Raw genomic sequence first — 14,002 nt, forward strand, 5'->3', positions numbered from 1 at the left:
ACCCCGCAAGAGCGCCGAGGTTGCGAGCCCGCCCCTGCGGCCGCGGGATGCCGCCTCCATCATCCTGTTCGACCGTTCCGGCCCGGCGACCCGCGTCTTAATGGGCCAGCGCAGCCATGCCCATATCTTCATGCCCGGCGCTTACGTATTTCCCGGCGGCAAACGTGATCCACGCGACCACGCGCTGCCCTTTTCCGGCGACCTGCACCCCGCAGTCCTCGACCGCCTCAGCGCCTCCGCCCCGCGGCGCCTGAGCGTTGCCGGCGCAAGAGCGCTGGCGCTCGCCGCTGCGCGCGAGCTTGTCGAGGAAACCGGGGTGGATATCGGGCTGGATGATGGTGGTCCGGACCTTTCCTGTTTCCGTTATGTGGCGCGCGCCATCACCCCGCCGGGCAATATCAGGCGCTATGACACGCGATTCTTTTGCTGTTATGCCGACGAATTGCGGCTGGATACCCGGCTAATCCGGGATTCCGACGAGTTGCACGATGTGCAATGGCTTGACATGAAAGACCTTTCCAGTCTGAACATGCCGAAAATCACACGCACGGTTCTCGAAGATGTCACAAAATTCATGATAGGTGATCCGTCATTGCCCTTTGAAAGCCCCGCGCGGCTCTATGTCACGCGCCACGGCCGATTCATTCGAGACTTTGTATAAAGGCCGTCATGTCACAAATGAAATGCGAAGAAGCGGACGCCATTCACTGGCCCTCTCTGATCGCCGCCATTTCCGCCATCAGTGCGGTCGGTGTCGCCATCGGCCTTGGCCTGCCGCTGCTATCGATCATCCTTGAGAAGCGTGGCATCTCCTCCACCATGATCGGGGTGAATTCGGCCATGGCCGGCGTCGCGGCGATGATGGCCGCCCCCGTGACATCCAAGATCGCCCATGATTTCGGCGTGGCGCGAACCATGCTGTTTGCGGTGGTTATTTCAGCGGTGAGCGCGCTCGGCTTTTATTTCGCCGACGCCTTCTGGATGTGGTTCCCACTGCGAATCGTTTTCCATGGCGCCACCACCACGCTGTTCATCCTGTCCGAGTACTGGATCAACATGACCGCGCCGCCGAAAAAACGCGGCATGGTTCTCGGCATCTACGCCACCGGCCTTGCGGTCGGCTTTGCAGTCGGCCCACTGCTGTTTTCCGTGGTCGGCAGCGAGGGTATCCTGCCGTTTATCGTCGGAGCGGCAATCATCCTTCTGGCCGCAATCCCTATCTTCATGGCGCGCGGTGAAAGTCCGGAGCTGGACGAGCGGCCCAACCACCATTTCGCCCGTTATGTCTGGCTGGTGCCGATGGCATCGGCGGCGGCTTTCGTGTTCGGTTCGGTGCAGGCCGGTGGCCTGTCGCTCTTTCCCATCTATGCCACGCGTGAGGGCTTCAACGAATCGCAGGCCGCATTGCTGCTGACCGTGATGGGCATCGGCAACATGGTCTTCCAGATACCGATCGGCCTGTTATCGGACCGGATGAAGGATCGGCGCACCATGCTCGCGCTGATGGCCTTTGCGGGCGTTTGCGGCACGCTGGCGCTGCCTCTGCTGGTGGACAGCTGGATCCTCGTGGCGGCGCTGCTGCTGTTCTGGGGCGGCCTCGTCTCCGGCATGTATACCGTCGGCCTCACTCACCTCGGATCACGCCTGAAAGGCGCCGATCTGGTCTCCGCCAATGCCGCCTTTATCTTCTGTTACGCCATGGGTACGATTGCAGGACCGCAGGCCGTCGGCATTTCCATGGATGTCGCGGGCACCGATGGTTTCGCCTGGGCGCTTGCCGTATTTTTCGGGCTTTACGTGGTGCTTTATGGGTTCCGTTTTGTTTTCCGGGCAAAACAGACTTGACTTTTCAGGCGCGATACGTAGTTTCGCGCCAGATTTAGCCGAGGTGAGAAGCGCCTGCGGCTTCTCTTTTGTTTAAAGGCAGGACGACCATGGCGAAAGCTACAACAATCAAGATCAAGCTGCTGTCGACAGCCGACACCGGTACCTTCTACGTCACCACCAAGAACAGCCGTACGTTCACGGATAAGATGACGAAGACGAAGTACGACCCGGTTGTACGCAAGCACGTTGAATTCAAGGAAACCAAGATCAAGTAATTTCTTGATCGGGTTCTCCGGCAAAAGCGCGCCCAATGGGCGCGTTTTTTGTTTGTATCGATGAGTCTTTGCTCTTGTGGATGGCAAGGACATTTCCATGGGAAATGCGCAGCGCTTCCGCGTCGCGAAAGTCGGTAAGCAGGGATGTGGAGGGCAGTCGAGAGGCTGTTCAAATCCGGCAAAGCTTCTTGCAGAGCGCCCCGGCGGCTCACCCCTCCTCCTCACATAAGAAACGTGGCCGTGAATGGCATGGAGCCGCTACACAGGCCCGCTGGGTAAACCTGTTTCTCAGTCAGACACGTTTTCGGGAGAAGGCGGTCGGCCAACGATGTGACTACGGCACGAGGAACCGATTCGAACATCGTCAGCCGACCGACCCCACGATTCAGGAGATGCGGCGGACCTGAGCATCATGGGGCATTCGAACTACGCAATACCAGCCCCTGACGAGCGAAACCGCAGCGGCATGAGCCGCCATCATTCCATCATCACAAGACGGAAAAACCGCCGGAAGAACTGTTATTCTCGATAATGAGTGTGCGCAGAAGTAAAATAAAAATCAACAAATTCTTAAGCCAGCGATACATAACCCGGAAAACATGGTTAAATATACAACGCTGGCACACTATAGTTTCCCACGAGATTGAATTCAATATATTTTTCAACTTGAACTGTATTAAAGCGGCTGAATCTCGCCTATTCATTGCAATAAGATAAAATACAGGCAAGGTCAGGGGCTTGAGCCTCTCAAGGTGGCTTTTCAGCTCCCCGAACGACGACAAACCCGAAAAGACGACATGGTTCTCCGCCTCAGACGCCTGCGCGCCGTTTTCAGGCGGCGGCAGCCACCACCCGGTTGCGCCCGGCGTGTTTCGCCTCATAGAGCGCCCTGTCGGCCTGTTTCAACAGCTCGTCCGGCATCCCGAAAGCGCCGCTGCTGGTGGCAATACCAAGCGAAGCGGTGATGCTCAGTTCACGATCGATGGAGCGGACGTAGAAGGGCTTGTCTTCGATGATCGCCCGCAGGCGCTCGGCGACGGCGGCGGCAATCTCTATCGGCGTGTCGGGCATGACCACGACGAATTCTTCGCCGCCATAACGGCAGGCAAGATCAGCGCCGCGCACCGTGCTGCGGATGCGCGCTGCAAATTCCCGCAGGACTTCATCGCCCACATCATGGCCATAGGTATCATTGACCAGCTTGAACCGGTCTATGTCGGTCATGCAGATGGAAATCGGGCGACCCCGCACGGCGGCGCGGTCAAAGAGTATCTTGAGATGATTATCGAGATAACGGCGATTATTGAGGCCGGTCAGCGCGTCGACAATCGCAAGCTCCATCGTGTGCTGCATGTTGAGCCGAAGGTGCTCGTTGTAACGCTTGCGCCTGATCTGTGTCAGCGAGCGGGCCACAAGTTCGTTGGGATCGATCGGGCGCAGAATATAGTCATTGACCCCGAGATCGAGCGCACGCGCCACCATATCGTCCGCCCCCTGCTCCGCCACCAGAAGCAGCGGCAGGAAACGGGTGCGCTCCAGCGAGCGAAGCTGCGAACACAATCGCAGCGGATCGTAATCCTCGAAATTGGAATTGACGATGACAAGCTCAAAGGAGCTGCTTGCCGCTTTCAGCAGCGCCGCCTGCGGATCGGTGACGGCATCGACCTCGGCGACCGGCTTCAGGGCCCTGACGATACGTTCCTGCGAGCTGGCGCGGCCATCCGCGACCAGCACGCGGCCGGGCGTCTGCATCAGGCCATCGGCGCGCAGCATCTCCTCGATGCCGATCTGCCTTGCGGTTTCAGCGCGCAGCCGTAATTCGTCGCTGACGGCCTTCAGGCGCACGAGGCTTTTGACACGGGCAATCAGCTGCAGGTCGTTGACCGGCTTGGTCAGAAAATCATCGGCGCCGGCCTTCAGGCCACGCACCCGGTCGGAAGGCTGATCGAGCGCGGTCACCATGACGACGGGAATATGCGCCGTCTTCGGGTTGGCCTTCAGCCTCTCGCAAACCTCGAAACCATCCATGCCCGGCATCATGATGTCGAGCAGGATAATATCGACCTGCTCCTCGTCGCAGATCGCCAGCGCCTTAAAACCATCCTCGGCGGTCACGACATCGAAATATTCCGCCACAAGCCGCGCTTCGAGAAGCTTCACATTGGCAGGAATGTCGTCAACAACCAGAACTCTCGCCGTCATAACCGTTCCCCAGCCGCCTTAGGCGTCGCCCAGATAAGTCTTGATGATTTCGATGAATTTCGGGACGGAAATCGGCTTCGACACATAGGCCTCGCATCCGCCCTGACGAATCCGTTCCTCATCGCCCTTCATGGCAAAGGCCGTCACGGCGATGACCGGGATGACGTGCAGTTCGTCGTCTTCCTTCAGCCACTTCGTCACCTCCAGCCCCGATACTTCCGGCAGCTGAATATCCATGAGAATGAGGTCCGGGCGATGCTTGCGGGCAAGGTCCAGCGCTTCCATGCCGTTGCGCGTCTGGATCGTCGTATAACCAGACGCCTCGATCAGGTCGCGAAAGAGCTTCATGTTCAGCTCGTTGTCTTCGACTATCATGACCTGCTTGGGCATGGTGGGCAGTCCCCGTTTCGCTTTGAAACCTTCACCCAGACATATAAGTTGCCAGAGAACCGATTCCATCGTCCATTTGTTGCGCAAGGCTAGAGGGATTTGGTTTCAAAATAGGTAACTTCGGGGAAGAAATGCTGCGCGATACGAAAAACAAAGGCAATGCCGGCAAAGATCCGCAAGAAACGGCGGCCGCCATACTTGGCTGGCTGGCAAACGAACCGGACATGCTGGCGCGTTTCCTGGCGCTGAGCGGCCTGCAGGCCAATATGCTGCGCCAGGCCGTCAACGATCCCGGCTTTCTGGCCGGCCTCACCGATTTTCTGATGAGCCACGAGCCGGACCTCATGGCGTTTTGCACGGCAACCGACACCTCGCCCGAAACGGTGGCCGCCGCCTGGCATCATTTTTCCGGTCCGGGGCTGGATTCAGGGGAGTATTGACGGGTCACCCCTTGAGCCGTGGTCGCGGCCGGAGTAAGGTCGGCAACGTTCTGGTTTTGTTTTCGCTCCATGTCCACGTCGCACCGCTATGATCCCGGTTTCTGCCGCGACTGTCTGGCTGGCCAGCCAGCGGGTTTGCGGCGTTGCCGCGCCTGTGGCAGCCCGCGTCTCGTCTATCATGACGAGCTTTACGATCTGAGCATCGCCCATATCGATTGTGACGCCTTTTATGCATCCGTTGAAAAGCGCGACAATCCGGAACTGGCCGACAAGCCTGTCATCGTCGGCGGTGGCAAGCGGGGCGTGGTTTCGACCGCCTGCTATATTGCCCGCATTCAGGGCGTGCGTTCCGCCATGCCGATGTTCAAGGCGCTGGAGGCCTGTCCGGACGCGGTGGTCATCAAACCCGACATGGAAAAATACAGCCGTGTCGGACGCGAAATCCGCGCCATGATGCAGGAATTGACGCCGCTGGTGCAGCCGCTTTCCGTCGACGAAGCCTTTCTTGATCTCGCCGGCACAGAGAGGCTGCATCATGACCCGCCGGCGCGCGTGCTGGCGAAATTTGCAAAGCGCGTGGAAAAGGAGGTCGGCGTAACCGTCTCGGCCGGACTTTCCTACTGCAAGTTTCTGGCCAAGGTTGCATCAGACCTCAACAAGCCGCGCGGTTTTTCGGTGATTGGCGAGGCGGAGGCGCTCGCCTTTCTGGCGATGAGGCCCGTAACCACGATCTGGGGCGTGGGCAAAGCTTTTGCTGCGACGCTGGAGGCCGATGGCATCCGCATGATCGCACAGCTGCAGGAGATGGAAGAAGGCGACCTGATGCGCCGTTACGGCGTGATGGGTCAGCGGCTTTTCCGGCTTTCACGCGGCATCGACGAGCGGCATGTGCACAATAACGACCCGGTCAAAAGCGTGTCTTCCGAAACCACCTTCTTCAACGACATTTCCCGCCATGAGGACCTCGTGCCGATCCTGCGCTCGCTTTCCGAAAAGGTCGCATGGCGGTTGAAGAAGAATGGCATTGCCGGCCAGACCGTGGTGCTGAAAATGAAGACGGCTGATTTTAAGATCCGTACCCGCAACCGCAAGCTTGATGACCCCACCCAGCTTGCCGACCGGATTTTCCGCACTGGTCTTTCGATGCTGGAAAAGGAAACCGACGGCACGAAATTCCGCCTGCTCGGTATCGGCGTCAGCGATCTGCGCGATGCGGGCCTTGCCGATCCTCCTGATCTCGTCGACAGGCAGGCCGGGCGGCGGGCGGCGGCGGAAGCGGCGATGGACAAGCTGCGCGACAAGTTCGGCAAGGGCAGCGTCGAAACCGGCTACACATTTGGTACGCGTAAATAGCGATTTGATCTAGGGGCCCGGGAACTGCGCATCGACCGCGTTCCACTGCTTCATGCCAATGTATTTTAGATTTTACACAAATTAGTGATGTTGCGGGCGCACCGTCCTTAAGCTTCCTTAAACTTCGCATGGTTGAGTGGAGCAAGTTTTGTGCATGTGGTGTATTGCGTCATGTCCCTCCGCCTCCGTCTTCTGACCGGCATGCTGTCGGCCAGCATTCTCGCCTTCCCGGCGCTTGCCGCCGATAGCAGGTCGCTGCAGATCCTCGTTTCGAAAAGCGACCAGTCGCTTTCGCTTTACGAAAACGGCGAAATCATCGCCACCTCGAAAGTCTCCACCGGCAAGGCCGGGCATGAGACGCCGAGCGGCATATTTTCCATTCTGGAAAAGCGGAAATACCACGAGTCGAATATCTATTCGGCTGCACCCATGCCCTTCATGCAGCGGCTGACATGGTCCGGCATTGCGCTGCACGAAGGCAAGGTGCCGAATTACGCAGCCTCGCATGGCTGCGTGCGCCTGCCTTCGAAATTCGCCAAGTCACTTTTCGGCGACACCGCAACCGGGGTGCATGTCATCATCACCGACCGCCCGGTTTCCCTGCGTTTCGTGCAGCATCCGGCGTTGTTTGAACCGCGTGACGATACTGATGACGGCAAGCTACTTTTATCGGATGTGGAACTGCGCCCCGCGACCTTCGATGCGGCTTTGGGCACCGTCGAAGTTGCCGTCAATGAAAAGACGCAAGCGCTTAAACCGGCGGTGAAGGCCAAGGCCGCCTCACCCCTGCGCATTCTCATAACCCGGCGTGGCGAGCGGGAAAGGGTGATGGATATTCAGGCCGTATTGACCCGTCTTGGTTTCGACGCCGGCGCAGCGGATGGGTATGCCGGACAGATGACGGTGAGCGCCGTCAACGGTTTCAAGCGCTGGAAGGGGTTGAAGACCACCGGACCGCTTCTCACCGACGCCTTCGTAACGGCGCTTTACGAATCCGCCGGCGAAAACCATCCACCGAATGGCCAGATCATGGTGCGGCAGGATTTCAAACCGCTATTTGAGGCGGCCATTGATATCAAGGATCCCGAAGTTGCGCTCGGAACGCATTTCTTCGAGGCTGTTTCCGTGGATCGTGCAGCCGGGACCGCCGAATGGAACGGCGTGACGCTCGAAAACCATCTGCCGAACGCAGCCCGCAAGCGGCTTGGCATTACCGTTGCCGAAGCACCCGGCGGCTTCGACCAATTGAGCGCCGTACTTGGCCGTCTCGACATACCGGCGGACATTCGCTCCCGCATTGAACAGGAGCTTTCAACCGGCAGCTCGATCACCGTTTCCGATATCAGTCACCAGCTGGAGACAGGAACCGGAACCGATTTCATTACCGTGACGAAGGAAGGGCCGGTTTAAGGGGACGCGTGAGCGTCTGAACCCTTAAACCAGTTCCACATCAACGACGCCGGGGGCGGCGCGAAGTGCTGCGGCGATCTCAGGTGAAATGCGGTATTTCTCCGTCAGTTCCACTTCGATTTCGCGGCTGCCCTCATCCTTGATGACGATGAAATAGACAGACCCGTCACCCTTGGTATTGAGGTGGCGGGCGACTGTTTTCAACGGGCCGGAATCGCGCACATAAACGCGCAGCGCCTTCTGCATCTGCACGGACTTCTCCTCCAGCGACTGAGCCGTCTGGATGCGCAGACCGATGCCTTCCGGGCGTTCTTCCGCCTGCACGGTGATGACAAGCGATTTGCCGACCTCCAGCAGCTCACGAAACTGAGCAAGCCCTTCGGAAAACAGCACCGCCTCATATTGCCCCGATGCATCCGAGAAGGTGACGATGCCCATCTTGTTGCCGGTGCGGGTCTTGCGCTCCTGCTTGCCGGTGACGGTGCCGGCCAGACGCCCGGCGGTGGCGCCCTGTTTCACGGCGGCGGAAAAATCAGCGATATTCTGCACACGCAACTTTTCCAGCACGGGGCGATAGGTGTCGAGCGGATGGGCGGTGAGGTAAAAACCGAGCACCTGATATTCCCGCAACAGCTTTTCCGAGGCAAGCCAGGGCTGGAAGGCCGGCAGCACCAGCTTTTCCGGGCCGTTACCACCACCGGAACCGAACATGTCCGACTGGCCGACGGTGCGGTTGTTCTGCGCCATCTGCGCATAACCGATGATACGGTCGAGCCCGCCAATCAGTTCGGCGCGATCGCGGCCGAAACAGTCGAAGCCGCCGGCATTGATGAGGCTTTCCAGCACACGCCGGTTGATCTGTTTGGGATCGATACGCAGGCAGAAATCCTCAAGGCTCGTGAACGGCTTGTCGCCGCGCACTTCGACGATATGTTCGACCGCGCCCTCGCCGACGCCCTTGATGGCGGCCAGCGAATAATAGATGCGGTTTTCACCGGTCTCGAACTGGCGGAAAGACGTCTGCACCGAAGGCGCTACGACCTCGATGCCGAGGCGGCCGGCATCCTGCCGGAAATCGTTGAGCTTTTCCGTGTTCGCCATATCGAGCGTCATGGAGGCCGCCAGGAACTCCACCGGATAATGCGCCTTCATATAGGCGGTCTGGTAAGAAACGATGGCGTAAGCGGCGGCATGGCTCTTGTTGAAGCCGTAATTGGCGAACTTCGCCAGAAGGTCGAAGATGGTGTCGGCCTGCGGTTTCGACACGCCGTTCTTGATGGCGCCATCGACGAAACGCTCGCGCTGCTTGTCCATCTCCTCCTTGATCTTCTTGCCCATGGCACGGCGCAGAAGATCGGCTTCGCCGAGCGAATAACCTGACAGGACCTGGGCGATCTGCATCACCTGTTCCTGATAGACGATAACGCCCTGCGTTTCCTTGAGCAGATGGTCGATGGTGGGGTGGATGGACTCCAGCTCCTCCTCGCCATGTTTGCGGGCATTATAGACCGGGATGTTTTCCATCGGGCCCGGACGATAAAGCGCCACCAGCGCGATGATATCCTCGATGCAGTCCGGGCGCATGCCGATCAGCGCCTTGCGCATGCCCGCACTTTCCACCTGGAACACGCCGATGGTCTCGCCACGCGACAACATCTCATAGGTTTTCGTGTCGTCCAGCGGAATGGCGGCAAGATCGACCTTGATGCCGCGCTTGGCGACAAAATCCACGGCGACCTTCAATACCGTCAGCGTCTTCAGGCCGAGGAAGTCGAATTTGACGAGACCGGCGCTTTCCACCCATTTCATGTTGAACTGGGTGACCGGCATGTCGGAGCGCGGATCGCGATACATCGGCACCAGCTTCGACAGCGGCCGGTCACCGATGACGATACCGGCGGCGTGGGTGGAGGCGTGGCGGTAAAGCCCTTCGATCTTTTGGGCGATATCCAGGAGGCGGGCGACGACGGGTTCCTTGTCCGCCTCTTCCTGCAGGCGCGGCTCTTCCTCGATGGCCTTTGACAAAGGCGTCGGGTTGGCCGGGTTATTGGGTACCAGCTTGCAGATCTTGTCCACCTGCCCATAGGGCATTTCCAGCACGCGGCCAACATCGCGCAATGCCGCACGCGCCTGCAGCGAACCGAAGGTGATGATCTGCGCCACCTGCTCGCGGCCATATTTGCGCTGCACATAACGGATCACCTCTTCGCGGCGATCCTGGCAGAAGTCGATGTCGAAGTCCGGCATCGAGACACGCTCGGGATTGAGGAAGCGCTCGAACAGCAACGAGAAGCGCAACGGATCGACATCGGTGATGGTCAGTGCATAAGCCACAAGCGAGCCGGCGCCCGAACCGCGGCCGGGACCAACAGGGATGTCCTGCTGCTTGGCCCATTTGATGAAGTCGGCAACGATCAGGAAGTAACCGGGGAATTTCATGCGCGAGATGACGCCGAGTTCGAAATCCAGTCTCTCGCGATAATCCTGCTCCGTATAGCCGGGCGACATGCCGAGCGCCGCAAGCCGCTGGTCGAGCCCCTCCACCGCCTGGCGGCGAAGCTCCTCTGTTTCGGCATGTTCGGCCGCTTCCGGATCTTCGCTGGCGCCGGTGAAACGTGGCAGGATGGGCCCGCGTTTTTTCAGCACATAGGAGCAGCGCAGCGCAATCTCGACGGTATTTTCCAGCGCCTCGGGAAGGTCGGCAAACAGCGCCGTCATCTCCTGCCGGCTTTTCAGATAATGATCGGGTGTCAGGCGGAAGCGGCTGTCATCGGAAACGATGGCATTATGCGCCACCGCCATCAGGGCGTCATGCGCCTCATAGTCTGCCTTGGAAGGGAAAAACGCCTCATTGGTGGCAACCAGCGGGATATCATGTTCATAGGCAAGGCCGATCATGCGTCGCTCGTGGGAGCGGTCATAACCGGACTGGCGCTGCAATTCGATATAGAGCCTGTCACCAAAGAGCGACTTCAGCGTCAGCAGCCGCTCTTTGGCCTGCGCGGCATGGCCTTCCTTCAACGCCATATCGACAGGACCGCCAGTGGCGCCCGTCAATGCGATGAGCCCGGCATTGGAGGCCTCTTCCAGCCAAGCGCGGGTAACATGCACGGAATGTCCGCCACTGCCCTCGCCTTCCAGATAGGCGCGGCTGATCAGGTCCACCAGCCGCTCGTAACCTTCGGCATTGGCAGCCAGAAGCACGATGGCTGGGAGCTTGGCGAGGTGGCTGTTGTGATTGCGGCGATCCTCCGCCGCATCCTGCATGTCGATCGACACCTGGCAACCGATGATCGGCTGCAGACCTTCGTCACGCGCTTTTTCGGAAAACTCCAGCGCAACGAAAAGATTGTTGGTGTCGGTGATGGCAATTGCCGGCTGGCCATCTGCAACGGCCTTGGACATGATTTTCTTGAGGGGTAATGCCCCCTCAAGCAGGGAGTAAGCGGAATGAACCCGCAAATGGACGAAACCAGGCGTTTTCAGCGTTTCGTCAGAGTTTTCTCCACGCACAACCGTATCGCCCATATCGTCGTCCTGTCATTCTGAATCGAGGGGGCGATTTTCCGATTTCCGGCGCTTAAAGTCCACAGGCTTGCGGCCTCCATACAGGCTTCTGCGCCGGTGTTTCCTTCACAGGGCAGTGAGGATTACCGAAAAGCTGGCAACAAAGACAGCGATGGAAGCGAAAGCGGCAACGTCACGGATGAAATCAGTCATTGGTCTCTCCTTACTCGTTATGTTCCAACTTTGTTCTCATTTTGTTCGATTGTCAACAGGGTTTTACTGATATTCCTCTTTCTAACGCGGCAGAATCGGCTGCGGTTCCGTTCCCATGATCGGCAAGCCCCTGACTCCAAAGCGAAAAAACCCGGAGGTTAAAACACCTCCGGGTTCGGAAAAAATTCAATTGTGGAAGAAGGAGCCGGCCCATGGAGGAGCCGCAGCGAAGCGACTCAGCCGCGTCGACGATATCGCCGGCTCAGACCGTGATGATCAGAAATCGACGATCTTGCCGTCTGCAAGCGTGACACGTCGGTCCATGCGGGCAGCGAGGTCGTGGTTATGGGTGGCGATCATCGCCGCAAGGCCGGACTGGCGCACTAAGGCCTCCAGCGCATCGAAAACATAATGCGCGGTTTCGGGATCGAGGTTGCCGGTCGGCTCATCCGCAAGCAGCAGAAGCGGCGCATTGGCAACCGCGCGCGCAATCGCCACACGCTGCTGCTCGCCACCGGAAAGTTCGGCCGGGCGATGTTCGCCGCGATGGCCGACGCGCATGTAGTCCAGCAGGGCGCTGGCACGCTTGCGCGCTTCGGCCTGTGTGAGACCGGCGATAAGCTGCGGCATCATCACATTTTCCACCGCCGAAAACTCCGGCAGGAGGTGATGGAACTGATAGACGAAACCGATGTCGCTGCGACGGATCGCGGTGCGGGTTTCATCCGGCAGACCGTTGCATGGCGCGCCATTGATGAAAACCTCACCCGCGTCAGGGTGCTCCAGAAGGCCCGCCAGATGCAGCAGTGTGGATTTCCCGGTACCGGAGGGGGCGACGAGCGCCACCATCTCACCGCTCCTCAATTCAAGATCGGCCTTGCGCAGAATGGAAAGCGACGTTTCACCCTGACCATAGGTCCGTTCCACACCGGTAAGCCGCAGCACTGTTTTTTTTGCCATATTGCGAAGCGGTCCTTATTCGTAACGCAGGGCCTGCACCGGATCGAGCTTGGAGGCCCGCCATGCTGGAAAGATCGTTGCCAGGAAAGAAAGCGTCAGCGCCATGATGACGACGGTGATGGTCTCGCTGATATCCATTTCGGCCGGCAGCTGGCTGAGGAAATAAAGCTGCGGGTCAAACAGCACCGTGCCGGATATCCAGGAGAAGAATTGCCGGATGGATTCCACGTTGAGGCAGACGATGACGCCGAGCGCCACGCCGGCAAAGGTGCCGACCGTGCCAATGGCCGCTCCGGTCATGAAGAATATCCGCATGACCGCGCCGGAACTGGCACCCATGGTGCGCAGAATGGCGATATCGCTGCCCTTGTCCTTCACCAGCATGATGAGGCCGGAAATGATGTTCAGCGCCGCCACCAGAACGATGAGGGTGAGGATCATGAACATCACGTTTCTTTCCACCTGCAGGGCGGAAAAGAAGGTCTGGTTCCGCTGTCGCCAGTCGGTGATATAGATCTGCCGTTCGGCGGCCTGCTCCACTAGCGGCCGGATGCCGTCAACGTCATCGGGGCGGCTGACATAAAGCTCGATGGATTGCACGATGCCGTCGGCATTGAAATAAAGCTGGGCTTCAGACAGCGGCATATAGATCATCGACGCGTCATATTCCGACATGCCGATCTCGAAGACGCCTGATATCTTGTAGGATTTGACGCGCGGATTGACGCCCATCGGCGTCACGTCGCCTTCCGGCGAAATGAGGGTGATATCATCACCCGCCGTTACGCCAAGCTGTGCGGCAAGCCGCGAGCCGACCAGAACACCGTCGCCCGCCATGAAGCCGACGAGATCGCCGGTCTTGATGTTGCTGGCAACTTCCTTGATCTTGTCGATATCCTCCTGGCGCACGCCACGCACCAGCGCGCCGGAGCCTGCGCCGCCTCGGCCGGAGGCCAATGTCTGGCCTTCCACCAGCGGCAGGGCCATGGTGACACCAGGCACGGCTGAAAACTTCTTCGCCAGCTCATCATAATTATTGAAGGGCTGGTCGATCGGCTGGACGATCATATGGCCGTTAATGCCGAGAATGCGCGAAATCAGCTCGGTGCGGAAACCATTCATGACCGCCATGACGATGATGAGCGTCGCAACGCCCAGCATGATGCCGACAAAAGAAAAACCGGCGATGACGGAAATGAACGCTTCCTTGCGCCGCGACCGCAGATAGCGCCAGGCCACCATGCGTTCAAAAGCGGAAAAAGGCCGGGCGGTCTTTTCCCGGGCGGAAGGAGCCGCACCCTTGTCAGCATCGGCTTTTGCCATGTCGTCTCCCTGATCTCAATCTGCAGGATCGGTCTTTTCCAAAGATCGGTCCCAATCGTAACGGCGCCTGCGCCATAAAACCGGAGCGGTCTTCGCATGAAG

General features: G+C 58.9%; 11 protein-coding genes. 6 read left to right on the forward strand and 5 right to left on the reverse strand.

Features of this window, described 5'->3' with window-relative positions; translation table 11 throughout:
* The first annotated feature begins 34 nt into the window (after positions 1 to 34).
* The 3 genes from M0412_RS06280 to rpmG all read left to right on the forward strand — a co-directional run bounded on the left by M0412_RS06280 (position 35) and on the right by rpmG (position 2,102).
* Positions 35 to 661 carry an NUDIX hydrolase gene (locus M0412_RS06280; protein WP_305765162.1) on the forward strand — a complete coding sequence of 209 codons (627 nt, stop codon included), beginning with the start codon at positions 35 to 37 and terminating at the stop codon, positions 659 to 661.
* Positions 662 to 678: 17 nt separating this feature from the next.
* A complete protein-coding gene (locus tag M0412_RS06285; RefSeq protein ID WP_269698826.1) occupies positions 679 to 1,845 on the forward strand; it encodes an MFS transporter in 1,167 nt (388 codons plus the stop codon).
* Between the two features lie 89 nt (positions 1,846 to 1,934).
* On the forward strand, positions 1,935 to 2,102 hold the full coding sequence (gene rpmG / locus M0412_RS06290) for a 50S ribosomal protein L33 (protein ID WP_003496403.1): 168 nt from the start codon (positions 1,935 to 1,937) through the stop codon (positions 2,100 to 2,102).
* 831 nt (positions 2,103 to 2,933) lie between these two features.
* On the opposite strand, the gene M0412_RS06295 is transcribed toward rpmG, so the two are convergent.
* The gene (locus M0412_RS06295; RefSeq protein ID WP_269698039.1) at positions 2,934 to 4,304 is read right to left on the reverse strand and encodes a PleD family two-component system response regulator; all 1,371 of its coding nucleotides are present in this window, start codon (positions 4,302 to 4,304) and stop codon (positions 2,934 to 2,936) included.
* Positions 4,305 to 4,322: 18 nt separating this feature from the next.
* On the reverse strand, positions 4,323 to 4,694 hold the full coding sequence (locus tag M0412_RS06300; protein WP_003496409.1) for a response regulator: 372 nt from the start codon (positions 4,692 to 4,694) through the stop codon (positions 4,323 to 4,325).
* 131 nt (positions 4,695 to 4,825) lie between these two features.
* Between M0412_RS06300 and M0412_RS06305 the strand changes: the two genes are divergently transcribed.
* The 3 genes from M0412_RS06305 (at position 4,826) to M0412_RS06315 (ending at position 7,897) form a co-directional block, all read left to right on the forward strand.
* Entirely contained in the window at positions 4,826 to 5,134 is a 309-nt protein-coding gene (locus M0412_RS06305) for a DUF3572 domain-containing protein (RefSeq protein WP_142839620.1), read from the forward strand.
* 69 nt (positions 5,135 to 5,203) lie between these two features.
* Positions 5,204 to 6,487 carry a DNA polymerase IV gene (locus M0412_RS06310; RefSeq protein WP_269698044.1) on the forward strand — a complete coding sequence of 428 codons (1,284 nt, stop codon included), beginning with the start codon at positions 5,204 to 5,206 and terminating at the stop codon, positions 6,485 to 6,487.
* A gap of 171 nt (positions 6,488 to 6,658) precedes the next feature.
* Complete coding sequence (locus tag M0412_RS06315) at positions 6,659 to 7,897, forward strand: L,D-transpeptidase family protein (RefSeq protein WP_269698045.1); 1,239 nt, start codon at positions 6,659 to 6,661, stop codon at positions 7,895 to 7,897.
* A 24-nt stretch (positions 7,898 to 7,921) separates the two neighbouring features.
* Here the strand turns inward: M0412_RS06315 and dnaE are convergent, their stop codons facing one another.
* The 3 genes from dnaE to M0412_RS06330 form a co-directional block, all read right to left on the reverse strand.
* Positions 7,922 to 11,425: a DNA polymerase III subunit alpha gene (dnaE, locus tag M0412_RS06320; protein ID WP_269698046.1), complete on the reverse strand. Its 3,504-nt coding sequence runs from the start codon at positions 11,423 to 11,425 to the stop codon at positions 7,922 to 7,924.
* A 468-nt stretch (positions 11,426 to 11,893) separates the two neighbouring features.
* A complete protein-coding gene (locus M0412_RS06325; protein WP_046800302.1) occupies positions 11,894 to 12,577 on the reverse strand; it encodes an ABC transporter ATP-binding protein in 684 nt (227 codons plus the stop codon).
* Between the two features lie 15 nt (positions 12,578 to 12,592).
* Positions 12,593 to 13,900 (reverse strand): lipoprotein-releasing ABC transporter permease subunit, encoded by a 1,308-nt coding sequence (locus tag M0412_RS06330; RefSeq protein WP_142839616.1) that lies wholly within the window; start codon positions 13,898 to 13,900, stop codon positions 12,593 to 12,595.
* Between the last annotated feature and the right edge of the window lie 102 nt (positions 13,901 to 14,002).

The sequence above is a fragment of the Agrobacterium sp. O3.4 genome (assembly GCF_041414895.1).
GTDB classification, from domain to species: Bacteria; Pseudomonadota; Alphaproteobacteria; order Rhizobiales; family Rhizobiaceae; genus Agrobacterium; species Agrobacterium cucumeris.

Excerpts from the sequence above, each read along its gene's own strand:
- M0412_RS06310 (WP_269698044.1), top strand. The coding sequence starts at position 5,204 with ATGTCCACGTCGCACCGCTATGATCCCGGTTTCTGCCGCGACTGTCTG.
- M0412_RS06295 (WP_269698039.1), bottom strand. The coding sequence starts at position 4,304 with ATGACGGCGAGAGTTCTGGTTGTTGACGACATTCCTGCCAATGTGAAG.
- rpmG (WP_003496403.1), top strand. The coding sequence starts at position 1,935 with ATGGCGAAAGCTACAACAATCAAGATCAAGCTGCTGTCGACAGCCGAC.
- M0412_RS06305 (WP_142839620.1), top strand. The coding sequence starts at position 4,826 with ATGCTGCGCGATACGAAAAACAAAGGCAATGCCGGCAAAGATCCGCAA.
- M0412_RS06300 (WP_003496409.1), bottom strand. The coding sequence starts at position 4,694 with ATGCCCAAGCAGGTCATGATAGTCGAAGACAACGAGCTGAACATGAAG.
- M0412_RS06325 (WP_046800302.1), bottom strand. The coding sequence starts at position 12,577 with ATGGCAAAAAAAACAGTGCTGCGGCTTACCGGTGTGGAACGGACCTAT.
- M0412_RS06330 (WP_142839616.1), bottom strand. The coding sequence starts at position 13,900 with ATGGCAAAAGCCGATGCTGACAAGGGTGCGGCTCCTTCCGCCCGGGAA.
- M0412_RS06315 (WP_269698045.1), top strand. The coding sequence starts at position 6,659 with ATGTCCCTCCGCCTCCGTCTTCTGACCGGCATGCTGTCGGCCAGCATT.
- dnaE (WP_269698046.1), bottom strand. The coding sequence starts at position 11,425 with ATGGGCGATACGGTTGTGCGTGGAGAAAACTCTGACGAAACGCTGAAA.
- M0412_RS06285 (WP_269698826.1), top strand. The coding sequence starts at position 679 with ATGAAATGCGAAGAAGCGGACGCCATTCACTGGCCCTCTCTGATCGCC.